The organism is Actinomadura opuntiae, from assembly GCF_030283205.1.
Taxonomy (GTDB): domain Bacteria; phylum Actinomycetota; class Actinomycetes; order Streptosporangiales; family Streptosporangiaceae; genus Spirillospora.
Map to the genome: position 1 here is coordinate 338,286 of NZ_JASNWF010000002.1, position 24,219 is coordinate 362,504.

Here is a 24,219-nt window from a genome sequence, read left to right on the forward strand (position 1 = left end):
TGTTCGCATTAGAGGCAAGAAGGGTGTTCGGGTGGTGGGGTGGCGCTGGCGTACGGGGCCGCCCCTCCAAAGTCAAGGGCGCCTTCGGCGTCGCTTCGCGATGGACTTCGTCCACCCTTGACTTTGGAGCCTCTGCGGCCCCTGAGGCAGCGCCAAAGGGGCAGGCTCCGCCTGCCCCGCCCGGGTCGCGCCACCCCACCACCGTCTTCCGTACGCGTGTTCATCCAAGAGGCCAACAAGCCGATTCACAAAGCCGCAGAGCGACCAAGATAGGGCCTCTTTCGATGTGCAATTGTCGGTCACCTAGGGTACACTTTAGGTATGCAGTCAGTGACGGTCGACCTTGAGGGCGCGTCCACCATGGAATTGGTGAACGCGCTCTCGGTGATCGCCACTGAACTCGCCCAGCGAGAAGCCCCCGAATCGGCGGCCGCGTGCCTTGAACTCACCGAAGACCTGGCCGCCGCCTGCGACATGCAGGAAAGCGCCCTAGCTGGATTCATCGGCCGCGTCGACGCCACCGGAGAGCAGCAGAGGTGGGGATTTCCCTCCACCCGGGCGTGGCTGCGGTCCCGTCTGGGGATGCGCGAGAACCGCGCCAAGGAACGCCTCGTGTTGGCGCGGCAGCGGCATCGCCTGCCGCAGGTGACCGAGCGGCTCATCTCCGGGGAGTTGTCCTACGGGTACGCCACCACGATCAGCGACTCGGTCGCCCGCCTGGACGACGATGAATGCGCCGAGGCCGAACGAACCCTGCTGGGTTTCGTCGACCAGGGCTTCTCGCCGGGCAAGGTCGGAGTGTTCGGCAACCGCATCCGCGACGTCATCGCCGAGAACAACGGCACCGACCGCGAACCCGAGGAAGCCAAGCGCGGCTACGCCAAGTCCTGGATCACCAGCACCGGCTCCCTGGACGGCGGCCGCTACATCAAGGGCTGGCTGAACGCCGAAGACGCCGCCATCTGGGACGGCACACTCGCCCCGCTGGCGAAGCCGGCCGGGCCCGAGGACCACCGCGACGTCGCCGAACGCACCGCCGCAGCCCTGGCCAGTGTGCTGTCGGGCGGACACAAGGCCACCAAGATCACCGTCATCTGCGACCTGGAAACCCTCACCGGTGGCAACGCACCAGGCCACCTCACCGACGGCACCCCGATCCCGGCCGAACAGGTACGCCGCATCGCCCTGTCAGCCGGAGTCTCACCCCTGATCCTGGGACGCGGCCACAACCCCCTGTACCTGGGATATCGGGAACGGTTCGCCAGCCCCGCCCAACGCCGGGTCCTGGAAACCCTCTACCCGACGTGTGCGGTGCGGGAGTGTGAGATTCCGGGGACGTTGTGCGAGGTCGACCACGTCCACGGCTGGGCCCTGGGAAACAGCCCCACCGACATCGATCAGCTCACGCTCACCTGCGGATGGCACAACCGCTTCAAACACACCAGCCCACGCCAGATCGGAATCACTAAAGATCCCGACGGGCGGTATGTGTACCGGCTGCTGCCACCACCCGACGCCCGAAGAACCTGGACCGGGAACGGGCCGCCGGGCACACTCGGCCCACCCGATCCCGCCATCAACTGGGCCGCATAACCAGCCCTACCCCCTCCGTGACCGGTTCGCCCGAATCCGCCTTGGGATCTCGGGCGAACCGGCATGCCCACGCCGCCCCGCCTTTCACTGCTTCGTCAGTAGCGGCTGCGGCCACCCGAACCTGGCCCCTCGCCCCGGCCTCTCGCCATTCCCTCGCCCTTCACCAGCGGCACAGACACTGGCCCTGGAACAGTCCCACTAGAGCGTGTCTCGAAGGCAGGTCAGCCAGCGTTGATGACGGCGAGGTGGTTGACGGCCTCACAGAGGGTGGCCGCGGCAGGTGGCGTACTACACCGGCGGCGTTCACCGCGGCTGCCCTGCCTCTTGCGGTTAGGGGTCTGGGCGCTCTGACCGGCTGCAAGGACGCCCCAGCCCGACACAGGGGAACACGCTGATGCGCTCTAGGACGGCAGGGGCCGTTGAAGCGGCGCGCCCATCAGGTGATCGTCTCTCCCGATCGCGGGAGTGAGGCGAGCACGCCCCCGACTTGCCTCTTGGTCCTCTGGTTCGGGGGCGGTGGGGTGGCGCGACCCGGGCGGGGCAGGCGGAGCCGGCCCCGTACGCCAGCGCCACCCCACCGCACGGCCAACCCCTCCGCCTATGACACGAACACCCTTCCGGCCATTCCAGGGTCCCGTCTACGCCTACGAGCCCGAACAGTCATCACCCTTATACAAGGCTCTGAAGGCCCCGCGGCCGGAAACCGTGCATGCCCATCACGAGCGGTTCGCGCTCGACGACCTCGGTGTAGACGCCGGTCAGGGGACGCGGTCACCGGTGGAGGTGACCGTGAACGAGCTCCAGGAGCCGCCGGGGCGGACGTCCAGGGCGACGTCCTCGGCGTTGGCCCAGCGGCCGTACTGGGCCGGGCGGCTCGGGCGTGCGTTGCAGGACGAGTTGTTTGCGCGCCTGGCCAAGGAGGGGCATCCGCGGGTGAGGGCGCGGTACGGGACGGTGCTGGCCGTGCTCGGGGAGTCGGGGGGTGCGCGCGACGGAGCCGGTCGTGGCTGTCCGGGCAGAACAAGCAGCATCGTGGACGAGCTGGAGGGGCTGAGCTATGTAGAGCGCGTGCCCGATCCCAGTGACCGGCGCGCCAAGCTTGTCATGGGCGACGCCGGCCAGGCGGGACGGGATCGCCAAGGCGCGCGCGATCCTGGCCGGCATCGAGTGGCGCCATCGCCGGCGGCCGGAGAGACGAGGTCAAGGCTGCGCTCAAGCAGGTCGCGCGGGTTCGGGGCGAATGGTGCGGCACGCCGACGACGGCGGCTGATGTCCGTGGCCGGCAATGCGGAGGGTATTGGCGCGACGCCCATACGAATACTCACCCTTCCGGCATTGTGGACAAAAGGGGCCTATGGAATGGTGGCGATCGCCGTCGAGGTGAAGGGAAGCGCCATGCCGGGGATCACGCAGCGGTCGACCAAGGAACCCGTGGTGAAGACGCGGTTCCTGTCCCACGGGACGCTCAAGATCACCGATGTCGCGGCCAGCCGACGGTTCTACGAGGAGGTCCTCGGGCTGGAGGTCGTCCAGCCGATGAAGGCGGCGCTCTACATTCGTCTCGGTGGCGACCACACGTACGTCTGCGTGGAATCGAAACCGGATCGGCCGGATATGCCGCTGCTCTATCACAATGGCCTGGACGTGGGCAGCGACGAGGAAGTGGACGAGGCGTACCGGGCCATCAACGAGGTCCGGGACGAGTACGGCGTCAAGGAGCTGAACAAGCCGGTGCGGCAGCACGGCGTGTACTCGTTCTACCTCAAGGACCTCGACGGGAACTGGTGGGAGATCGGACATCTGCCGCCCGGCGGCTACCGGTTCCGGTTCACCGATCCCCGCAACGACCTGACGGGACGCGGCGATCTGACGGCCGAGGAGATCAAGAACGTGTTCGTCAATCCGCACATGGAGGAGTGACCCGCGCGCGTAGGCGCGGGTCACTCCGGCAGGTCAGCGGGTGCGGGCGACCTCCGCGGCGATGGCGCGGAAGGCCGGGAGCGTCTCGCCCTCGTCCGGGTTGAGGAACGTGCTCTTGACGATCACGACGTGGTACTTCGTCGAGACGTAGATGAGCTGCCCGCCGAGTCCGCTGGCGTAGTAGCCGTCGGTGCCGTCGATCCACCAGCCGAGGCCGTAGGACGGGCTGACGCCGGACGGCGTGCCGACCTGGGCGACCCAGGAGGCCGGGACGACGCCGCGTCCGCCGTCCAGCATGAGCTTGCCCATGCGGGCGAAGTCGCGGTCGGTGGCGTAGATGCAGCAGTAGCCGAGGCCGTCGCCGTGGGAGTCGTTGCCGACGTAGGCGGTGGCGGCCATGCCGCCGGGGCCCCAGATCTTCTCCTGGAGGTACCGGTAGAACGGCATGCCGGTGGCCTTCTGCAGGACGAGCGCGAGGACGGCGGTGTTGAGGCTCGTGTAGTTGAACTGCGTGCCCTGCTCGACGGCCTTGGTGCGCGTGGCCGCGAACTGCAGGGTGCTGTAGAGGCCGAGGCTGACGCCGACGTGCAGCGGGACGTCGTCGACGGTCTCGTTCCACCCGATTCCGGACGCCATGCGGAGGAGGTTCCGGATCGTCACGGCCCCGTAGGCGGTGTTCGCCAGTTCGGGGACGTAGGCGCCGGCCGTGTCGTCGATGGAGCGGATCTTCCCCTCGGCGAGGGCGACGCCGATCGCGTCGGCGGTGTAGGACTTGGCCATCGACCAGGACTGGAACAGCGAGTCCTTGGAGTAGCCGGCCGCGTACCACTCGTCGACGATCGTGCTGCCGTCCAGGACGACGAAGCCCTGCGCGGCGCGGTTCAGGTAGTCCCGGACAGTGTGCGTCTGCCCGTTGTAGGTGTAGGTGACCTTGCCGAGGTCGTGCGGGTCGCTGGTGAGGGCCACCGGGTCGGCGGACGGGGTGAGCGGGTCGAAGTTCGGCAGCTGCGCCGCCGCGAGGGCCGACGCGGTGGCCGGCGCGACCTGCCCGCCGGGCGGGCCCGGCGGGGCGGGGGACGCGGAGGCGGGGGCGGCGGTGAGGGCGAGGGTGAGGGCGGTGGCCAGGGCGAGCGCGGCGGGTCTGCGGCGCATGGGGGCTCCCGGGGAGGGGTGGTCGGGCATGCGACGCCGAATCGAATAGCGAGCGTTTCCGATTCGGTCTACCGGACGGTAACTCCACGGGCCGCGCCCGCACCATGGCCAACGGTGACAAACCGGGGCGCGGAAAGCGCACAGCGGGTAGGGGAAGGGCATGCCGGAGCTGCCCGACGTCGAGGGTTTCCGCGGGGTGCTCGCCGCGCACACCGGCGACCGCATCCGGTCGGTCGAGGTGCGCGACGCCGGCGTCCTGCGCGGGGTGAGCGCCGGGCGGCTGGACCGCGCGCTGCGCGGGCACCGGTTCGAGGAGCCGCGCAGGCACGGCAAATGGCTGCTCGCACCGGCGCAGGGGCCGGTACTGATGCTGCATTTCGGAATGACCGGATCGCTGTCGTGGCATCCCGCCGGCGACCAGGTGCACCCGCACGACAGGATCATCTGGTGCCTCGGTGAGGGCGAACTGCGCTTTCGCGACATGCGCAAGCTCCAGGGCGTCCGGCTCGCCGAGGACGGCGGCGAGGCGGAGCGGCGGCTCGCCGACCTCGGACCCGATGCGCTCGGCTTGTCGCGGGACGCCCTCGCCGAGCGGCTGGGAAGCCGCCGGGGCCGGCTCAAGAGCGCGCTGACCGACCAGTCGGTGATCGCCGGGCTCGGCAACCTGCTGGCCGACGAGATCTGCTGGCGGGCCCGCATCGACCCGCTTCGCCAGTCCCGGGACCTGGACACCGGCGAGGTGAAGGCCCTGCACAGGTCGATGCAGGACGTGCTCCGCCGGTCGGTCGAGGCCGAGCGGGTGCCGCCGCGCCGCACCTGGCTGACCGGGGCGCGCGACGACCCGGACGGCACCTGCCCGCGCTGCGGCACGCGGCTGTCCCGCCGCCGGGTCTCCGGGCGGATGACGGTGTGGTGCGGGCACTGCCAGCCCGCGTGAGGGCCGGGGCCGTGCGTGGCCGGAGGGGTGCAGTGGCCTTACCTGGCGGGGCGGCTGTGGTCGGGTGTGCCGAGTTCGACTAACTTATTGCAAGAAGGTCGCAACTGCGGCAACTGTGCGTCGTTGAGCGTGAGTGGGTGGGCATGCACATTCCCGACGGGTACCTGAGCCCGCAGACCTGCGCGGTGGGGTACGCCATCACCGTGCCGGCCTGGGCGGTCGCGGTCCGCCGCGTGCAGCGCGTGGTCCGCAACCGGCACGTGCCGACGCTGGCCGTGCTGGCCGCCGTCAGCTTCCTGGTGATGATGTTCAACATCCCGATCCCGGACGGCACCACCGCGCACGCGATCGGCGCGACGATCATCGCGATCCTGCTGGGGCCGTGGGCGGCGGTGCTCGCGGTCAGCGTGGCGCTGGGCTTCCAAGCCCTGCTGTTCGGGGACGGCGGCGTGCTGGCGTTCGGCTTCAACTGCGCGAACATGGCCGTCCTCGCCCCGTTCGTCGGGTACGGGGTGTACAAGCTGATCGCCGGACGGTCAGAGCTGACCGCCCCGCGCCGGGCGCTCGCCGCGGCCGCCGGCGGGTATGCGGGGATCAACGCGGCGGCGTTCGCGGCCGCGATCGAGTTCGGCGTCCAGCCCGACCTGTTCCACAACGCCGCGGGCGCGCCGCTGTACGCGCCGTACCACCTGAGCCAGACGATCCCGGCGATGATGCTGGCGCACCTGACCATCGCGGGCTTCGCCGAGGGCATCCTGACCGGCGGCGTCGTGGCCTACCTGCAGCGCGCCAACCTGCCGCTGCTGCGCGTCAACCACGCGGGCGCCGCGGCGGACGGCGGGAAGGAGAACGCGCCGCGCCGGGTCCGGCCGCTGCACATCGCGCTCGGCGCGGTGGCGGTGATGGTCGTGCTGACGCCGCTCGGCCTGCTCGCGCCCGGCGGCGCGTTCGGCGAGGACGCCCCCGAGGACCTCGACCTGCACAAGTACGGCCTGTCGGCGGTGCCGAGCGGGCTGAACAAGTACAACGGCTTCTGGCACCACGCGCTGTTCGACGGCTACGACTTCACCTCCGACGCGCACCCGACGGCCGGCTACATCGTCTCCGCGGTCGTCGGCATCGCGATCGTGGGCGCCGCGATCTTCCTGATCACCGCGGTGGTCCGCTGGGCGGCCCGGCGCGGCGCGTCCCGCCGCCACGAGACGGCCCAGCAGTCATGAGCGCGGTGTCCACGGAGGGTGCGGTCGTGAGCGAGCAGGCCGTTGGTGAGCGGGTTCAGGTGCCGCAGTGGTTGCTGCGGAACGAGCTGGCGATGTGCCCGTGCGGCTGCATCGGCAAGCGGAAGAAGGGCAGCTACCTGCGCAAGACGCTGAACGGCGGCGCGGGGCTGCTGCGCCAGGTCATGTTCAGCGACGACACGGCGCGGCAGCGCGGCCTGCTGCAGCGGATCGACCCGCGGGTGAAGTTCCTGTCGCTGATCGTGCTGCTGGTCGCCGCCGGGCTGGCCCGCAACATCCCGACGCTCGTCGCCGTGTACGCGGTGACGCTGGCGCTGGCCGCCGCGTCCAGGCTGCCGGTCGGGTTCTTCATCAAGCGGGTGTGGCTGTTCGTGCCGATCTTCACGGGGATCGTCGTGCTGCCCGCGACGCTGTCCGTGGTCACGCACGGGGATGTGGTGCTGACCCTGTGGCACTGGCACGGCCGCGCCGAGGGGTTCACCAGCCAGGGCCTGACGTCCGCGGGCCTGGTCGTCAGCCGGGTCGCGGTGTCGATCTCGCTGGTGGTGCTGCTGACGCTGACCACGCCGTGGGTGCGGCTGCTGGCGGCGCTGCGCTCGGTCGGCGTCCCGCGGATCTTCATCCTGATCATCGGGATGGCGTACCGGTACATCTTCCTGCTGCTCAACACCGTCACCGACATGTACCAGGCGCGCACGTCCCGTACGATCGGGGCGGCCAAGCACGACGGCGGCGCCCGCGCCTTCCTCGGCGCCAGCGGCGGCGCGCTGTTCGGCAAGGCCAACCAGCTGTCGGAAGAGGTGCACCAGGCGATGACGGCGCGCGGCTATCGCGGCGACGCGAAGACGCTGGAGTCGTTCCGGCTCACCGGCGCCGACACCGCCGCCGCCCTCTGCTGCGCCGCGCTGGCCGCGGCGATACTCATCGGGGACCACTTTCTTGGCAACTGATCCGAAGACGGCCGAGCCCGCCACCGCGAGCACCGCCGGCGTCACGTTCGAGTGCCGCGAGGTCAGCTACTCCTATCTCGACCGCTATCCCGCGCTGGACGGGGTGTCGCTGACGGTCCGCCCGGGGGAGCGGGTCGCGCTGCTCGGCGCGAACGGCTGCGGCAAGTCGACCCTGCTCAAGCTGCTGGACGGGCTGGTCTTCCCGAGCTCGGGCGCGTTCACCGCGTTCGGCCAGCCCGTCACCGAGGACACCCTGGAGGACGAGCAGTTCTCGCAGGCGTTCCGGTCCCGGGTCGGGTTCGTGTTCCAGAACTCCGACGCGCAGGTCTTCTCGCCGAACGTCCGCGAGGAGATCGCGTTCGGGCCGCTGCAGCTCGGCCTGGGCGCGGACGAGGCGTCCGCCCGGGTCGACGAGGTGATCGCGATGCTCGGCATCGAGGCGCTCGCCGACCGGGCGCCGTTCCAGCTGTCGGGCGGCCAGAAGAAGCGGGTCGCGATCGCGTCCGTGCTGGTCACCAACCCCGAGGTGCTGCTGTTCGACGAGCCGACGGCGGCGCTCGACCCGCGCTCGCAGTACTGGCTGACCGACCTGATCGAGCAGCTCGGCGCCGCCGGCAAGACGATCGTGCACGCCACGCACGACCTGGACGTGCTGTCCCGCATCGCCGACCGCTGCGTGGTCTTCTCCGAGGAGCACCGGATCGTCGCGGAGGGCGGTCCGGAGGAGGTCCTGGCCGACCGCGACCTGCTGCTGTCGGTCAACCTGATCCATCCCGGCAGCCGCCGCTGATCACCGCCCGCACGGGCGCTCACCTGGGGTTTCCGGCGCACCGGCGTGGGCACGGTCCACACCGTTGCCATCGTGGGACCGAAGCACGGGACGGGGGGTTCGCAATGACGGCGTGGTACGGATCCGGCGGGATGGACCCGTTCGAGGAGATGCTCGCCCGGTTCTTCGGGACGCGGGCGCACCGGCGGCCGACCGAGCGGATCAACCTCGCCCGGCTGATGAGCGAGCCCGCGCGCGAACTCGTCCGCGACGCGGCGACGCAGGCGGCGCAGTGGGGCAGCCGCGACCTGGACGCCGACCACCTGCTGTGGGCGGCGACGCGGCAGCAGGGCACCCGGCACTGGCTGGAGCGCGCCGGCGCCGACCCCGACGCGATCCGGCAGGAGATCGAGAACCACGCCTACCGGGGGGACCCGCGCGAGGTGCAGCCGGAGCTGACCCCGGCCGCCAAGCGCGCGCTGCTGGACTCGCACCAGGTGTCGCGCGCGCTCGGGTCGTCCTACATCGGTCCCGAGCACCTGCTGTTCGCGCTGGCGCTGGACCGCGGTTCCAGCGCGGGGCGCATCCTGGACGCCGCGCACGTCACGCCCGACACGCTGCAGTCGGCAGCGGCGGCGGCGGGCGGCGGGCAGCCGCCGAAGGGCAACGGGAACGGCCACTCCGAGACCCCGACGCTGGACGAGTTCGGCCGCGACCTGACGGCGCTGGCCCGGGAGGGCCGGATCGACCCGGTGATCGGCCGGGACGAGGAGATCGAGGAGACCGTCGAGGTCCTGTCGCGGCGCACCAAGAACAACCCGGTTCTGATCGGCGACCCCGGCGTCGGCAAGACCGCGATCGCCGAGGGCCTCGCGCAGCGGATCGTGGACGACGACATCCCCGAGACGCTGCGCGGCAAGCGGATCGTCCAGCTGGACCTGTCCGGCGTCGTCGCGGGCACCCGGTACCGGGGCGACTTCGAGGAGCGGCTGAAGAAGGTCGTCGACGAGATCCGCGCGCACGCCGACGAGCTGGTGGTGTTCATCGACGAGATCCACACCCTCGTCGGGGCGGGCGGCGCCGAGGGCGCGATGACCGCCGGGAACATGCTGAAGCCGGCGCTGGCGCGCGGCGAGCTGCACGTGGTCGGCGCGACGACCGTCGACGAGTACCGCCGCAACATCGAGAAGGACGCCGCGCTGGAGCGCCGCTTCCAGCCGATCATGGTGCCGGAGCCGTCCGCCGACGACAGCATCGAGATCCTGCGCGGGCTGCGCGACCGGTACGAGGCGCACCACCAGGTCCGCTACACCGACGAGTCGCTGGTCGCGGCCGTCGACCTGTCCACCCGCTACCTCACCGACCGGTTCCTGCCGGACAAGGCGATCGACCTGATCGACCAGGCGGGCGCGCGGGTGCGGCTGCGGTCCGGGACGCGCGACGGCGGGCGCCGCGAGCTGGAGGACCGGCTCGACCGGCGGCGCCGCGAGAAGGACCAGGCCGTTGCCGACGAGGACTACGAGAAGGCCAAGGAGCTGCGCGACGAGATCAACCGGCTGCAGGAGGACCTCGCCGGGATGCGCGACGACCACGAGCCGGTCGGCGTCCCCGAGGTGACCGCCGAGGACATCGCCGAGGTCGTGTCGCGCATCTCCGGCGTCCCGGTGACGCAGCTGACGCAGGCCGAGCGGGAGCGGCTGTCGCGGCTGGAGGAGCACCTGCACCAGCGCGTCATCGGCCAGGAGGACGCGGTCGCGGCGGTCGCGCGGGCCGTCCGGCGGTCCCGCGCGGGGATGGGCGACCCGGACCGCCCGATCGGCGGGTTCCTGTTCCTCGGCCCGACCGGCGTCGGCAAGACCGAGCTGGCCAAGGCGCTCGCGGAGGCGCTGTTCGGCAGCCGGGACCGGATGATCCGGTTCGACATGAGCGAGTTCCAGGAGCGGCACACCGTCAGCCGGCTGATGGGCGCGCCGCCCGGGTACGTCGGCTACGAGGAGGCCGGGCAGCTCACCGACGCCGTCCGCCGCCAGCCGTACTCGGTGATCCTGCTGGACGAGATCGAGAAGGCGCACCAGGACGTGTTCAACGTCCTGCTCCAGCTGCTGGACGACGGCCGGCTCACCGACGCGCAGGGCCGCACCGTCGACTTCCGCAACACCGTGGTGATCATGACGAGCAACCTCGGCTCCGACCTGATCACCGGGCGGACCGAGATCGGGTTCGGCGGCCGGGAGGGCGAGGACACCGCGCTGCGCGACCGGATCATGCGGCGGCTGCGCGAGTCGTTCCGTCCCGAGTTCCTCAACCGGATCGACGAGATCATCGTGTTCCGGCGGCTGGAGGCGGGCCAGCTGCGGCAGATCACCGACCTGCTGCTGGACGAGACGCGCCGCCGGCTGCGCGCCCAGGACGTCACCGTGTCGTTCACGCCGGAGGCGGTCGACTGGATCGCCGAGCGCGGCCACCAGCCGGAGTTCGGCGCCCGCCCGCTGCGCCGCACCATCCAGCGCGAGGTGGACGACCAGCTGTCGGACCTGCTGCTGTCCGGCGACCTGGAGCACGGCCGGCACGTGGAGGTGTCGGCGGCGCCGGGCGGCCTCCAGTTCGACGTCACCACGACGGCGAGCCCGGCGGACGCGCCCGTCACCTCGCGGTAGCCCCAGTCCTCATATGGCCGCCGCCGGGCCCCATGAGCAGCCCGGCATCGGGCATATACGGCTCGTGCCGGCGTGAGGAGGGGCGCGTGGGATCGATCACCAGGCCGCCGTTCGCCATCGCGCTCGCCGCCGCGGCCGCGCTGCTGTGCGCGTGCGGCGACGGCGACGGCGACGGCGGTGGTCCGGACGCCTCGCCCACCCCGACCGGGACGACCGCCGCCCCCAGCACGCCGTCCCCGACGATGACGCAGGACTTCGCCCCGACTCCGACGGCGTCCGCCCCCTCCGCTCCCTCGCAGGCCTCCGGCCGCTGCCACACCGGCGACCTGAAGGCCCGCATCAGCACCGCAGGCCCCGCGGCGGGGCAGCGCTACGCCTTCCTCACCCTCACGAACACCTCCGGCGCGACCTGCTTCGTCCACGGCTACGTCGGGATGCTGCTGCTCAGCGCGTCCGACCATCCGATCCCCACCCGCGTCGAGCGCCTCTCCCCGCCCGCGCCGCAGACCGTCCGGCTCCAGCCCGGCGAGAGCGCCCACGCGCGGCTGCAATGGACCGTCGTGCCCGGCGCCCGCGAACCGGCGCACGGAGCCTGCGCCCCCACCCCGGGCCTGGCCTGGATCACCCCGCCGGACGAGCGCTCGCACCTCGCCGTCAACTGGAACCAGGGCGTGGTCTGCAACAACGGCCACATCTCCACCACCCCGCTGCAACCCGGCCCGGCCCCCGGCTGACCCGAAGACCGCCGGACGCAATGGATTTCCGAGCCGCATGCCGGTGCCGTCCGCGCGATCATCAGTGTCACGAGACGCAACTGCGCCTCCTTCGTCCGGACATGATCACGTTCCGGCTCCGGCCGGTCACCTGGGTGAAATACGCCGCGGGCGTATTCGGAAATCCGGGCGCGGGACCGCGAGCGGCCGGGTGCGCGCGTATGGCCAGCGGTTTCCCCACGCGGTACCGATAACGGGTCGCGGCGGAGGCGTGCATCTTCCGTCGTGAACATCAAGGAAGACCAGAAGTGGTCGTAAAAAGGCATATCCAGACGGTTATCCTGCTGGTTCGCGCGATTATCGTGAGGGTATCGGGGTCAAGCAGGAGGAGCCTGCATGCGGTGGCAGCCCGCCCGTCTGGCGCTCGCCTTGGCGTTGGGGCCGGCAGTCCTGGGATCTTTCGCGGCCGTCGCCCGCGCGGACGGACCGTCCGCCGCGCCCGCCCCGACACCGAATCCCTCGGTCGACGCGCAGATGCTCTACTGCCTGGACCCCGCCAATGCCGAGGCGCTCGTGGACGCCGCCGTCAAGCTCGACCCGGCGCACCTCAAGAAGGGATCACGGAAGGGGCATCTGATCGGCGCGGACGGCCGCGACGTCACCATTGACGCCTGGCGCGGCGCCGACTGGGCCTCGTTCAGCCGGGCGTGCGGCGCCCTCATCGCCGAGCGGAAACTGCCGAAGATCCCCGCCGGGAAGTCCCGCCACTGGTGGGAGGTCATCGGCATCCCGTCCTGGCTGTCCACCCCTCTCGGCGGCTCGGTGCCGGTCGTCATCGGCGCGCTGATCCCCATCGTCGGCGGCATGATGACGTCCGGCCGGAACGACCGCCGCCGCGCCGCCGAGGCCTTGAACGGGGCCGTCACCGCCTTCACCCCCGCGGCACGGGCGTGCCTGGACGCCTGGCGCGAGGGGTCCGGACGCGAGGCGCAGGGGAAGATGGAGGCGGCGCTGCGGAATCTCGCGGCCGAACTGCGGCAGGCCGGGCGCCGCCAGTGGACCTGGAGGCAGCCGGGCGCCGTCGCCGACGCACTCGAGGAATTGGGCGCCGAGATCGGGAGCGCGGACTGGACCGAGCCGAACGAGCGCGGCCGGCGGGCGCGGGCGTTCCAGGACAGGCTCGAGGTCCTGCATGACCGGGCGCTGCGGGTGGCGGCGGCGCTCGAACGGCCGCTGCGCGGCTGGTGGAGGATGCGCAAGGCATGAACGCGCCGCCCCTCCCCGGAAACGCGCGGCCCGCCCCCGAAGGCGAGGCGCCCGCCCCCCGAAACCCGTTCCTGCTCCCAGATCACAAGTTCTCCGACGGGGCGCCGCCGTTGAACTGCGCGCATGCCGAGCCCTGCCCGTTGGGCTGCCATGTCGAGGTCGGTCGGTTCCGCGAATGTTTCACGGCGTTCCAGGAGGCCGTGCGGGACCTCGGCGCGCTGCAGGAAAGCGGCCTGCTCGTCGCGGTCGGCGGCCCGAGCAAATGCGGCAAGACCTCGCTGGTCAACCGGTGCGCGGCGTGGGCGAAGCGGGAGCTGGGGGGCATGTGTTTCGACGACGCTCCGGTCCGGGCGGTGATCGTCAACCTCACGCACGCAGGGGGGCGCCAGGGGGCGGAGGACCTCACCGCCAAGGTCGCCACGCGCATCGTCCTGGAGGTGAACGCGCAGGCTTCGGGGTTGCTGCGCAGCGACGTCACAGAGTACAGGCCGGCGTCTCCGCTCGGCGGGGACCAGCCGCCCGACCTGGACGATCTCATGGTGCACCTCACCAACACGATGGCCAGGGGCACCGTCCTCATCCTTCTCGCCCCGCCCGCCGACGACGTCCGGGTCCTCGATCCCTACTGGGACGCCACCTGCCGGAAGGCCATCTGGCTGGTCGAGAGCACGGACCGGCAGCTGGAGGACCGATGGCGGAAGAAGTGGACGCCGGCCGGAGGCGCCCGCTCCTGCTACCTGGACATGGGAGGGCTGCGCAGGGGCGACATCGAGAAGTTCGTCGTGGCCCGGGCGGGCGCCTTCGTCCAGGGGGACGCGCCTCCCGGGGACGGACGGAACCATCCCAGACTTCACCAGGACGCACTGGAGACACTCACCGCACTCTACGGAGAGACGCCAATGGTACAGATAGGTGCAATCCAGAAATTATTGTATGGCGTTTACGCTTATTATTTGCAGAAGGGTCGGGGTGCTGACACCATCATCACAGGGGCGGACATCCTGAGTTATGTCCGCCGGCTCGCGGAGGGCGGCGAGGGGTGATCGGAATGACCGCTGCACAGGGCGGCTCCGTGCCGCCGATCGATGACAATCCCTTTCCGTTCCGCCCGGCGGCCGAGAAGCAGGATCTCGGTGAACCGGTCGTCACGGTCGGGACGCCGCAGATCGCCAAGGCCCTCGGGTTGCTGGACGCCCACCTCGCATCGGGCGGCGGCCAGGGAATGGCGGTGGCCGTGTGCGGGCAGAACGGCACCGGCAAGACCCATCTGCTGTTCGAATTGCTGCGCACGGTGCATGAGCGGGTCGCCGATGCGCACCCGATCTATGTCGAGGGCCAGGGCGGCGGATTCCTCGATCTCTACAAACACAGTTTCCTCCCCCGTTTCGATCGCGCGGACATTCTCCGGTGGATTCGCGAGCACTACGCGCGGATCGTGGCCGATTGGCTGGACGGCACCGGGTTCCCCGCCGACATCCGCGACCGGCTGCGCACCGGGAAGATCGACCCGGAGCGGTTCGTCGCGCGGTTCAACCTCGAGCAGAGCACCTTCCTGGCGGCGTTGAACGAGAGCCTTTCCGAGGTGACGGACAACGAGCAGTACGGCACCGCGCTCATGCTCCTCCTGCGCAGCGACATGGAGACGGAGGTGTGGGACTGGCTGCGCGGCGAGCACCCGAGCCCGCTGCTGGCCGATCGCGGCATCGACACCCCCATCGACTCCGAGGCCGGCGCGCTGGAGGCCATGGGCGTGCTGACGCTGCTGTGCCGCGGTGCGGAACGCCGCCCGTTCGTGCTGGCCCTCGACCAGATCGAGAAGGTGCTGCCCAGCGCGAGCCGGCCGAAGGACGACACGGTGGCGGCGCTGTACGCGCTGATGGACCTGATGGTCCGCCAAGGGGTGTTCCTCGTCCTGTCGGGGCAGCCGCCGCTGCTGACCGCCCTCGGCACCCAGGGGAAGGAGCACCACCTCACCTCGGTGATCGAGACCGGCGGGCTGACGCCCGAGCAGGTCCGCGAGTACGTCCGGCGATGCGTCGAGACCACCCGCTACGGCACCGGGTACCGGCCCTTCTCCCCGGAGATCTGCGACTACATCGCCCGGGTCGCCGAGGGGAGCATCCGCCGCGTGGTGGAGATCTGCCACGAGTGCTACCGGGATTCGCTGGAGAGCGGCCAGGTCACGCAGGCCATGGTGGTGGAGGCGGCGCGCGGCAAGGCCCGGCCCCGCCAGGCCGAGGTGCGGGAGGCGATCGCCGCCGAGCTCGGCGAGCAGGACCTGCGCTTCGAGACGGCCCATCCGGTGGGCCGCGCCGACGGGCCGCGCGCGGACTACTGGATCCCGTCGGTCGGCACCGGGTGCGCGCTGTTCCTGACCGAGTCGCTGCTGCGTCCGGAAGAGGCCGCCGGCCTGGTCGAGCGGGCCGACCGGGTGCGCGCCGCCGCGCCCGGATGCCGCACCGCCCTGATCGTCAACGACTTCGCGTCCAGGGCGGCCCGCGACGCCGTCCGCGACCACTTCACCGAGCCGGTGCTGCCGTACCGGGCGGAGACGTTCCGGGCGGAGTTCGCGCGCCTGCTGCGCACCATGCTCGACCAGGTGGAGGCGGCCGAGGGCGACCTGCGGGCGGTGCGCGGCACGCTGCGGCGGCTGGCCGCCGCGCAGGACAGCACCCGCGACCACGTGAAGATGATCGGCTACGAGCTGACCGCGATGCAGACGTCGGTCGAGCGGCAGCTCGCCGAGCTGGCCCGCGAACTGCGCGGCGGCGAGCCCGCCGAGGCGCGGTCGCCGCTGCCGGACGCGGCCGAGCGGCTGTTCGGCGAGGTCCTGGAGGACCTGGAGCGGCTGGGCGGGCTGGAGGGAACGCTGGCCGCGGCCTTCGGCGAGCACGCCCCGGCGGCGGAGGCGGACCTGCTGCGGCTGCAGCGCGGCGACGTCGTCCGGGCGCTCGGTGTCGCCGCGGTCGCGCGGACGGTGGTGACGGCGTTCCGGGACGCGGTGCGCGACTGGGGCCGCGAGGCCGGGGAGCCGCCCGGCGGAGAGCGGTCCCGCCGGCTGGCCGCCCTGTGCCGCAACTACGAGACCGTCATGCAGTACCTGCCGATCCAGCAGCTCAGCGCGCTGACGCAGCTCGCCGCAGGCCCGTCCGGACGGGAGGCGGGGCTGCCCGGACGGACCGGGACCGACACCTACCGCCTGCTCGCCGATCTGGGGTTCCAGGTGCGGCGGGCCCTGCTGCCGGCCGGGTAGCCGGCCGCCTCACCCGCCGTGCGACTCGGCGGGCCGCCCGTCGGCCGCCGTCAGCAGGGGCCTGTCGGCGCGCGCCGGGTCCGGGGCGGGCCACCGGGAGCGCAGCCCGAGCATCGCGTTGCCGCCCAGGTACAGCAGGTTGATCACGAGGATGGCGGGGGCGACGACCGCGACCGTCCCGCCGAACGCCGGTTCCAGCAGCAGCGCCAGGATGATCGCGGTGATGCCGTTCTGCTGCGCGAGGGCCAGCGCGCCCCGGTCGCCGGACTGCGCGCGGGTCAGCGGCAGGCTCACCAGCGCGTGCGCGGCGAACGCGGTGACGCCCAGCACGAGCCCCGGCAGCGGCGACACCCCCAGCGACAGCACCGCGCCGAGCAGCGCGGACGCCACCAGGAACGCCCCGTTGACGCAGCGGTCCAGCAGCCGCTGCACGGCGTCCGGCCGTCCCGGCAGCACGGGCCGGACGACCAGCCCGGCGAGCGCCACGGCCAGCACCCACAGCTGCCACACCCCGACCGCGAGGACGCCGGCGAGCAGCACGCACCCGGCCCCGAACTCCCAGCGCGGCGCGAACCTGCGGACCAGGAGGAACAGCCCGACCGCGACGGCCGCGACCGCCAGGTTGCCCGCCAGGTCGGCGGTGAACGCCGCGGCGCCGCCGAGGTCCAGGTGCCCGCCCGTCCCGCCGTGCCGCAGCGGCAGCGCCAGCGCGGCGACGTAGATGGTGATCAGCGTGGTGACCGGGTCGTCGAACGACGCCCACGCCAGCAGCAGGCTGCGGCCCCGGGGCGACAGCCGGGACGACTCGCCCAGCGCGCTCACCGACAGCGGGTCGATCTGCGCGACGGCGACGCCGAGCACGAGGTAGGCGGGGTTCTGGAACGCCGCGACCATCACCGCGGTGATCAGGGCGGCCTTGCACAGGACGCCGACGGTGACGGCCAGGACCACCGTCTTCAGGTCGGTGCGCAGCTGCGACAGGTCGATGCCGTGGGTGCTGCCGTACAGGCCGACGGCCAGCAGCGCGGTCACCAGCGGGGCGTAGACGGGGCCGTCGAGCACGGCCGTCACATGGCCGGACAGCTGGCCGGCGAGGGCACCGACGGCCACCATCGCGAGCATGAGAGCGAAGCGCTTGGCCATCGTCGGGCCCCTCGGTGGGAGTGCACGGCGCGGACATCGTCGTCCCAACTCGACGGTAGGCCGGGCACCGTGCCAACGGCAATCGCTATTCGGTACGGGAATCCTCGCGCAGGAGTTCGGCCACCAGGTCGCCCAGGCGCTCGTCGGCCTGGCTGACCCGGCTCTGGTTCATGGTGACGCCGACCAGGTACTCGTTCCGCTTGAACCGGTAGTAGTAGACGGCGCCCTGCTCGACGTCCAGCACGATCCGCAGCAGCCGTCCGCGCACCGCCTGCCGCGCCACCTGCCCGAGCTGCCGCGCCTGCAGCTCGAACCTCTCCGCCAGGCCGCGGTAGTACGCGCGGGTGGCGTCGGCGGGCTCGCCGGGCGGACGTCCCGCGCTGATCCAGTGGCTCTCGAACATGTCGGCCTCGGCGACGACCTGCCCGTCCCGGCCGTGCGCGAGATAGGCCAGCTCCTCCGGATGCAGGGCGTCGCCGAGCCAGGTGGCGGGCGGCTCGCCCGGCAGGGACCACTCGCGGCGGCGCGGTGCGGCCTCCTCCACCTGCTCAAGCCGCTGCGCGGACACGATCGGCGGTGCGCCCCGCACCTGGTCTTGGCCCGGCTGCCAGCCGCCCGGGTTCTGCGACGGCAGGCCCAGCCAGCCGCGCAGCGCCGTCGCCAGCTCGCAGGTGAACCGGTCGGCGTCGCGGACCAGCGGGACGGACGGCAGCGACCGCGGCGGTTCCTCCTCCGCCGCCGCCGCGGCGCCGAAGACGATCCCCACGACGTAGTTGTGCGGCGTGACCGCCACGCCGAGCATCGCGCCCTGCTGGGCGTGCAGCACCATCCGTATCAGCCGTCCGGTCTCGGCGTGGCTCAGCTCGCCGTCCAGGTCGGTCATCATGAAGGCGAACTGCTGCTCGGCCGCCTGGTAGCGCGGGCGGCGCCGCGGCGCGGCCCCCGGCAGCGCCTCGGCCACCTCCGGAAGGTCGAGCACGTCCACCTCGAACTCGTAGACCTCCCGGTTGCACTTGGCCAGGTGGTGCGGCGCCCCCGCGCGGCACATCCACCGGCGCATCTCGTCGGCCCTGGGCGGTTCGGCCGCGAGATGGTCGGACCACATGTGCACGCTCTCGGGGAGCGTGCGGGTCTCCTCCATGCCCTCTCCTTCGGTCATCTCCTGTCATCCCCCGTCAAATGAACGGCACGTCCAGATAGAGCGCGGCGGGCCACGGTCCGGCGCCGTCCGGCCGCTCCTTGCGCGCGGCCTGCGCCGTCTCCACGGCCGCCAGGGTGTAGGGGTGCTTCCGGCCGAGCAGGTCGAACGCGGCCTCCGCGGTCTGCTCCGCTGGTCGCCGCGCCTCCTCGAACCGGCCGGCCGCGGTCAGCGCCCGCGACCGCAGCAGGGTGGCGACCATCGTCCACGGGTGCTGCTCTCCGAGAAGGTCGGCGAGCGCCTCGCCCGCCTGCCGCGCCTCGTCCAGCGCCTCCTCGGCCGGACCCGCGCCGACCGGACCCGCGCCCGCCAACAGCAGCGCGGCGCGGTCCACCCGGCACGCCTGGACGAACGGGTGGTCGGCGGCGTAGGCGGTGGCGAACCCGTCCCGGCACCGGTCGGCGCGGTGGACGGCGTCGTCCAGGTCGCCGGCGAGGCCCTTCTCGACCGCGTAGGTGAGCGCGGCGGCGAGCGTCGCGGGGTGGCCGCCGCCCAGCAGCGCCCGCAGCTCGCGCAGCGCGGCGTAGGCGTGCCCCTGGCGCGCGTCCTCCACCGGCGGTGCGAGGACCTCGTGGTGGTTCCGGACGGCGATGGCGTAGCTGCGCTGGGCCCCCATCAGCGCGGCCCGGTCCGGCTCGGGCAGGTCGCGCATGGTGCGCCGGAGCTCCTCCAGGTGCCAGTACGCCCGCTCCCAGTCGCCGGTGGCGCCGAGGTAGTCGCCGATGAGGCGGCTGATCCGCAGCGCGAGCCAGTCCTTCTCCCCGAACTCGTCCTTGCGCTGCGCCCACGCCGCCCGGGCATGCCGGAGGGCCTGCGGGTACTGGCCCATGAGGTGGAACACCTCGGCGAGGTTGACGCGGTTGAGGACGGTCTCGCGGTGCGCGTCGCCGAACAGGCGGAGCGACTCGGTGTAGACGCCCTGGATCTCGGCCAGCGCCTGGTCGAAGCGGCCCAGCCCGCACAGGGCGCCGGTCAGGCCGCGGCGCTGCACCAGCGTCCAGTACACGCCGGCCGGCCCCTGGTCGCGCAGGACGGCCAGGGCCCGGCCGCCCAGCTCGTGGGCGCTCCCGTACCGGCCCAGCGCGAAATGGATGCTCGCCGCCTCGCGCAGCAGCCTGCCCTTGAGCAGGTCGTCCGGCCACCGCTCGAACAGCGGCTCCAGTTCGGCGAGCTGGCCGCGCAGCGCGGGCGGGCTGTCGACCGTCTTGTTGAACCGCGCCTGCTCCACGACCCAGCGGCGGACCCACGTCTCCGGGCGGTCCGTGGCGCCGGACGGTCCGAGGTGCCGGTGCAGCTCGGTGAGCAGGTCGACGTGCCGGCGGATCGATCCGCTGACGGCGGGCGGCACCGTCTGGGCGAGCGCCTCCAGCACCTGTACGCGGCGGTCCTCGTCCTGCCCGGCGGCGCTCAGGCGGGCTCGGAGGAGCTCCTGCACGGTCCGGTGGATGCGCAGGATCGGCTGCCGCTTGCGGACGATCTGCGCCAGCCCGTAGCGGGCGCAGATCCGCAGCACCTGGTCGAGGATCATGCTGTCGTCGCGGAGGATCTCCCCGTCGTGCTCCCCGGCGGCCTCGGCGAGCTTCGCCAGGAAGGGGCGGGACGACAGCAGTCCGTGACCGACGCCCTCCGGGGCCAGCCAGGCGCACATCTCCAGCAGCCGCACCGCTATCCGCTCCAGCGGCCCGCCGTGCCCGCCGTCGTCGCGCCCGAGGGTGCGCAGCGTCACCTCCAGGCACGCCTCCGGTACCGTCCGCTGCTCCGCCAGCAGCGGCCCGAGCCGCCCGGTGTACTGCTCCGCGGCCCGCTGCGCCGCCTCGTCGGTGGTGGACGAGCGGCCGGCGTCGCGGGCGGCCTCCTCCCCGATCCAGGCGGCGGCGAGCTGGACGGCCAGCGGCAGCCCGTCCAGCGTCGCGGCGAGGGCGCGCGCGTCCTCGGCGGCCAGCCCGGCGACCCGGACGCGCAGCACCTCGGCCCCCGCGTCGGCGCCGATCGGCTCGAGGCTGGTCGTGTCCGCGACGACCTGCGCGGGCGCGGCGGCGGAGCCGGTGTCCGCGGGCCGGGCCGACCGGCAGGTGACGATCACGTGCCCGGGGCCGCCGTCGGGGACCAGGTCGCCCAGCGCGTCGAGATCGGGCGCGTCGTCGTAGACGAGCAGCCAGCCGCCCCGCTTGGCCCGCAGGTGCCGCACGACGGCCGCGACCCGGTCGCCGACCGGCTGGAACCGTCCCCCGCCGGGCGGCGGCTCCTCGCCGGCCAGCGTGTCGGCCAGCTCCGAGAGCCCGAGCCGGACCAGGTCGGTGGTGCGCGCCGAGATCCACCAGACGATGCCGTAGTCGCCGCCGAACATCCGCAGGTACTCCAGCGCCATGCCGGTCTTGCCGATGCCGGGCGGCCCGCCCAGCACCTGCGGCTCGCACCCGTCGGCGGCCTGCGCCAGCAGCCGGTCGCGCAGCTCGCCGAGCTCCCGCTCGCGGCCGCGGAACGGCACGCGCACCGGCGCGGCGAAGTTGGTGATCTGCCCGCGCCGCCCGCCGAGCGGGAACGCCGGGGCCGGGCCGCGGCCCTCCGGGGCGGGAGCGGGCACCCCCTGCACCAGGCCCAGCCTGCTGAACAGCTGCAGCCGCACCTCCCCCTCGTCGCCGCCCCTGCGCAGGACGAGCGGCCGGACGCCGTCCGGGACCCGCGCGGGATCGGCGCCGGGCGGCAGCAGGAGGAGGAACCGGTCCTCGTCCTGCGCGCGGCCGGACGGCGGGTCGGGCGACGCGGCCTCCTCCGGCGCGGCGATCCAGACGGTGCGCCCGCCGGTCTCCTCGCCGGGGCCGGCGAGGACGGCGTCCTCGCCGATGCTCCGCAACTGCTCGCGCACCCAGTCGGCGAGCGCGCGGTGCGGCCAGGTGTGCACGATCGTGAACGGCGCCGGGCGCGGCTCGTCCGGCTCCTGCACCGCGGACGGGCCGAGCGCGGTGCGGTAGTTGTCGCGCAGGTGCGCGGACAGCGCCGGCGGGTCGGCGATCCGCCCGCCGGTCAGCGCCTCGGCCAGCGCGGCGTACGCGCGCACCAACGCGGAACCGGCCTCCTCCGCCAGGACCGCGAGGACCCTCCGGTCGGCGTAGCGGGGGACGAACGGGATCCGCACCGGCGATCCGGCCGGGGTGGACGCGGCGTCGCCGGCCGTGAAGCCGGCGAGCCGCTCGGCGACCCGCTCGGGCGGCAGCCGCCGCGTCGAGGCGTCCTCGCCGCGCGGTTCCACCTCGACGGGCAGGACGTGCATGCGGGTGACCGCCAGGGTGGCGACGTCGTCGGCGATGTCGAAGGCGCCGTCCACCGACTGCCGCGTCGGCTCGTACAGCACCACCGTCCGGTCGGCGCCGCGCGCGATCACATCGAGGATGTCGGGGTCGTGCCCGGTCGGGGCGTCCACCAGCACATGGTCGTAGTCGGAGGCGTCGATGGCCTCGCGCAGCCGCCGGATGAGGCGGCCGCGCGGCTCGTCCCAGGGCAGGGAGGGCGTCCGGAGGTCGCCGTGCGGCGCGGGCCGCACCAGGTCGATCGGCTCGGTGCCGGGCGGCAGGCAGCGGTGCGCCCGCCACGCGCCGGTGCCCTCGGTCAGCCCGTCCAGCAGCCGGCCGAGCCCGACGGTCTCGGCGGACGGGCCGAACTCGAAGCGGCTGAGGTAGTCCCATGCCGCGGGGCTCTCCCCGCTCCAGTCGACGATCAGGACGCGGGATCCGCCGGCCGCCAGGATCAGCGCGGTGTTGGCCACGGCGGCGGTGCGGCCGAGCCGCGAGCCGGGGGCCGTGAAGACGGTGCAGTCGACGCGGCGGCCTCCCGCCACCGCGCGGGGTGGGTTCATGCGTCCTCGTCTCGTTCCGGCGGGTCGGTGAACGCGCCTTCCTCGGTGAAACCGGGGAACACGCCTTCGTCGGTGAAGCTGCCGTAGCCGCAGCCCCCTTCACGTTGTTCCCGCAATGCGCGCGCCAGCGCGTGATCCAGCACCGATCCCGCGGGCGACCGCAAAGACGCCGGGTCGATTCCGGAGAGGTCCACCAGAGCCTGCCGCCCGGCTTCCGTCATGTCCTCACCGCCTGTGTCCGGACTGGCCCACCATCGTAGGCATGGGCGGACTTTACAGAAAGATCTTAACGGGGAAATATCGGGGGAGTCGCGTCATGTGACACGGACGCGGGCGCGCGGCGCGAAGAGACTGGATTGGATGAGCGACCGGAATATTGACCGGAAACGGCCGGAACTCGGTGCGACGCCCTTTCGGCAGTTCATACTGAAGGTGCACAGCCGCTGCAATCTGTCCTGCCGGTACTGCTACGTGTACACGATGGCCGACCAGCGGTGGCGGCACCGCCCGCCGGTGATCTCCCGCGAGGCGGTGGACGCGACGGCCGCGCGGATCGCCGAGCACGCCCGCGCGCACGCGCTCGACCATGTCGCGGTGATCCTGCACGGCGGGGAGCCGCTGCTGGCGGGGCGGGCCCGGCTGCGGTACGCGGTGGAGTCGGTGCGCGCGGCGGTGCGGGACGCCACCGGCGGTGCGACGAGCACGCGGTTCTCGCTGCAGACCAACGGCACGCTGCTGACCCGCGAGTTCCTCGAGCTGTTCGACGACCTGGGCGTGCGCATCGGCGTCAGCCTCGACGGCGGGGCCGCCGCGCACGACCGCGCCCGCCGCACCGCGCACGGCGGCAGCCACGCCCGGGTCCTGCGGGGGCTGGCGGCGCTGACCGGGCCGTCCTTCCGGCACCTGTTCGGCGGGCTGCTGTGCGTGATCGACCTGGAGCAGGACCCGGTCGCCGCCTACGAGGCGCTGCTGGCGCACGCGCCGCCCGGCATCGACCTGCTGTTCCCGCACGCCACCTGGGTCGACGCGCCGGCCGGGCCGCCCGGCGCGTACGCGCGGTGGCTCGTCCCGGTCTTCGACCGGTGGTTCGGCGCGGACGTGCGGCCGGTCCGGATACGGCTCTTCGAGGAGATGATCAACGTGCTGCTCGGCGGCGCGTCCGCGGTGGAGGGGGTGGGGACGACGCCCGCCGGGATCATCGTGGTGCAGACCGACGGGCACATCGAGCAGTCCGACACCCTCGGCGTCGCCTACGAGGCCGCGGCCGACCTCGGCCTGGACGTCTTCCACGACGAATTCGACGCGGCACTGCGGCATCCCGCCACGCTCGTGCGGCAGCTCGGCGCGGCGGGCGTTCCCGGCGAATGCGCGCCGTGCCGATGGGCGCAGGTCTGCGGCGGCGGCCTTTACCCGCACCGTTACGGCGCGGACGGCGGTTTCGACCACCGCTCGGTCTACTGCGCGGATCTCGACGCGTTGTACGGCCACATTAGGTCGGCGCTCGTCGGGCGCCTGTCCGAATTAGGCGGCGCCCCCGTCCACTGATGACGGAAATGATTTTTCGATCAAGGGTTCGG

The 24,219-nt window shown here is 72.5% G+C and carries 18 protein-coding genes; 12 read left to right on the top strand and 6 right to left on the bottom strand.

The window, feature by feature from the left end; translation table 11 throughout:
• Nucleotides 1-321: 321 nt before the first annotated feature.
• Nucleotides 322-1,593 carry an HNH endonuclease signature motif containing protein gene (locus tag QP089_RS05075; RefSeq protein ID WP_285910110.1) on the top strand — a complete coding sequence of 424 codons (1,272 nt, stop codon included), beginning with the start codon at nucleotides 322-324 and terminating at the stop codon, nucleotides 1,591-1,593.
• A 758-nt stretch (nucleotides 1,594-2,351) separates the two neighbouring features.
• Here QP089_RS05075 and QP089_RS05080 read toward each other — a convergent pair.
• Nucleotides 2,352-2,510 (bottom strand): hypothetical protein, encoded by a 159-nt coding sequence (locus QP089_RS05080; protein ID WP_285910111.1) that lies wholly within the window; start codon nucleotides 2,508-2,510, stop codon nucleotides 2,352-2,354.
• A gap of 115 nt (nucleotides 2,511-2,625) precedes the next feature.
• On the opposite strand from QP089_RS05080, the gene QP089_RS05085 reads away from it, so the two are divergent.
• Nucleotides 2,626-3,513 carry a VOC family protein gene (locus tag QP089_RS05085; RefSeq protein ID WP_285910112.1) on the top strand — a complete coding sequence of 296 codons (888 nt, stop codon included), beginning with the start codon at nucleotides 2,626-2,628 and terminating at the stop codon, nucleotides 3,511-3,513.
• 33 nt (nucleotides 3,514-3,546) lie between these two features.
• On the opposite strand, the gene QP089_RS05090 is transcribed toward QP089_RS05085, so the two are convergent.
• Entirely contained in the window at nucleotides 3,547-4,665 is a 1,119-nt protein-coding gene (locus QP089_RS05090) for a serine hydrolase domain-containing protein (protein ID WP_285910113.1), read from the bottom strand.
• A 160-nt stretch (nucleotides 4,666-4,825) separates the two neighbouring features.
• On the opposite strand from QP089_RS05090, the gene QP089_RS05095 reads away from it, so the two are divergent.
• The 9 genes from QP089_RS05095 (at nucleotide 4,826) to QP089_RS05135 (ending at nucleotide 16,448) form a co-directional block, all read left to right on the top strand.
• On the top strand, nucleotides 4,826-5,602 hold the full coding sequence (locus tag QP089_RS05095; protein ID WP_285910114.1) for an Fpg/Nei family DNA glycosylase: 777 nt from the start codon (nucleotides 4,826-4,828) through the stop codon (nucleotides 5,600-5,602).
• Between the two features lie 143 nt (nucleotides 5,603-5,745).
• Complete coding sequence (cbiM, locus tag QP089_RS05100; RefSeq protein WP_285910355.1) at nucleotides 5,746-6,822, top strand: cobalt transporter CbiM; 1,077 nt, start codon at nucleotides 5,746-5,748, stop codon at nucleotides 6,820-6,822.
• Nucleotides 6,823-6,848: 26 nt separating this feature from the next.
• Nucleotides 6,849-7,790, top strand: coding sequence for a cobalt ECF transporter T component CbiQ (gene cbiQ, locus QP089_RS05105; protein ID WP_285910115.1), 942 nt, complete (start codon nucleotides 6,849-6,851; stop codon nucleotides 7,788-7,790).
• Nucleotides 7,780-8,580 carry an energy-coupling factor ABC transporter ATP-binding protein gene (locus QP089_RS05110; protein WP_285910116.1) on the top strand — a complete coding sequence of 267 codons (801 nt, stop codon included), beginning with the start codon at nucleotides 7,780-7,782 and terminating at the stop codon, nucleotides 8,578-8,580. Before cbiQ ends, QP089_RS05110 begins: the two co-directional genes overlap by 11 nt.
• Nucleotides 8,581-8,684: 104 nt before the next feature.
• Nucleotides 8,685-11,216 carry an ATP-dependent Clp protease ATP-binding subunit gene (locus QP089_RS05115; RefSeq protein ID WP_285910117.1) on the top strand — a complete coding sequence of 844 codons (2,532 nt, stop codon included), beginning with the start codon at nucleotides 8,685-8,687 and terminating at the stop codon, nucleotides 11,214-11,216.
• 86 nt (nucleotides 11,217-11,302) lie between these two features.
• Entirely contained in the window at nucleotides 11,303-11,950 is a 648-nt protein-coding gene (locus tag QP089_RS05120) for a DUF4232 domain-containing protein (RefSeq protein ID WP_285910119.1), read from the top strand.
• Nucleotides 11,951-12,325: 375 nt separating this feature from the next.
• Nucleotides 12,326-13,195, top strand: a complete 870-nt coding sequence (locus QP089_RS05125; RefSeq protein WP_285910120.1) for a hypothetical protein — start codon at nucleotides 12,326-12,328, stop codon at nucleotides 13,193-13,195.
• Entirely contained in the window at nucleotides 13,192-14,238 is a 1,047-nt protein-coding gene (locus QP089_RS05130) for a hypothetical protein (protein ID WP_285910121.1), read from the top strand. Before QP089_RS05125 ends, QP089_RS05130 begins: the two co-directional genes overlap by 4 nt.
• Nucleotides 14,239-14,243: 5 nt before the next feature.
• Entirely contained in the window at nucleotides 14,244-16,448 is a 2,205-nt protein-coding gene (locus tag QP089_RS05135; protein WP_285910123.1) for a hypothetical protein, read from the top strand.
• A 9-nt stretch (nucleotides 16,449-16,457) separates the two neighbouring features.
• Here QP089_RS05135 and QP089_RS05140 read toward each other — a convergent pair whose 3' ends face one another.
• The 4 genes from QP089_RS05140 to QP089_RS05155 all read right to left on the bottom strand — a co-directional run bounded on the left by QP089_RS05140 (nucleotide 16,458) and on the right by QP089_RS05155 (nucleotide 22,863).
• Nucleotides 16,458-17,591, bottom strand: coding sequence for a cation:proton antiporter (locus tag QP089_RS05140; RefSeq protein ID WP_285910125.1), 1,134 nt, complete (start codon nucleotides 17,589-17,591; stop codon nucleotides 16,458-16,460).
• Nucleotides 17,592-17,676: 85 nt separating this feature from the next.
• Entirely contained in the window at nucleotides 17,677-18,732 is a 1,056-nt protein-coding gene (locus QP089_RS05145) for a hypothetical protein (protein ID WP_285910126.1), read from the bottom strand.
• Between the two features lie 34 nt (nucleotides 18,733-18,766).
• Nucleotides 18,767-22,642 carry an FxSxx-COOH system tetratricopeptide repeat protein gene (fxsT, locus tag QP089_RS05150; protein ID WP_285910127.1) on the bottom strand — a complete coding sequence of 1,292 codons (3,876 nt, stop codon included), beginning with the start codon at nucleotides 22,640-22,642 and terminating at the stop codon, nucleotides 18,767-18,769.
• Entirely contained in the window at nucleotides 22,639-22,863 is a 225-nt protein-coding gene (locus QP089_RS05155) for an FxSxx-COOH-like cyclophane-containing RiPP peptide (protein WP_285910128.1), read from the bottom strand. Before QP089_RS05155 ends, fxsT begins: the two co-directional genes overlap by 4 nt.
• A 139-nt stretch (nucleotides 22,864-23,002) precedes the next feature.
• Between QP089_RS05155 and QP089_RS05160 the strand changes: the two genes are divergently transcribed.
• A complete protein-coding gene (locus QP089_RS05160) occupies nucleotides 23,003-24,187 on the top strand; it encodes an FxsB family cyclophane-forming radical SAM/SPASM peptide maturase (protein ID WP_285910129.1) in 1,185 nt (394 codons plus the stop codon).
• The last annotated feature ends 32 nt before the right edge of the window (nucleotides 24,188-24,219 follow it).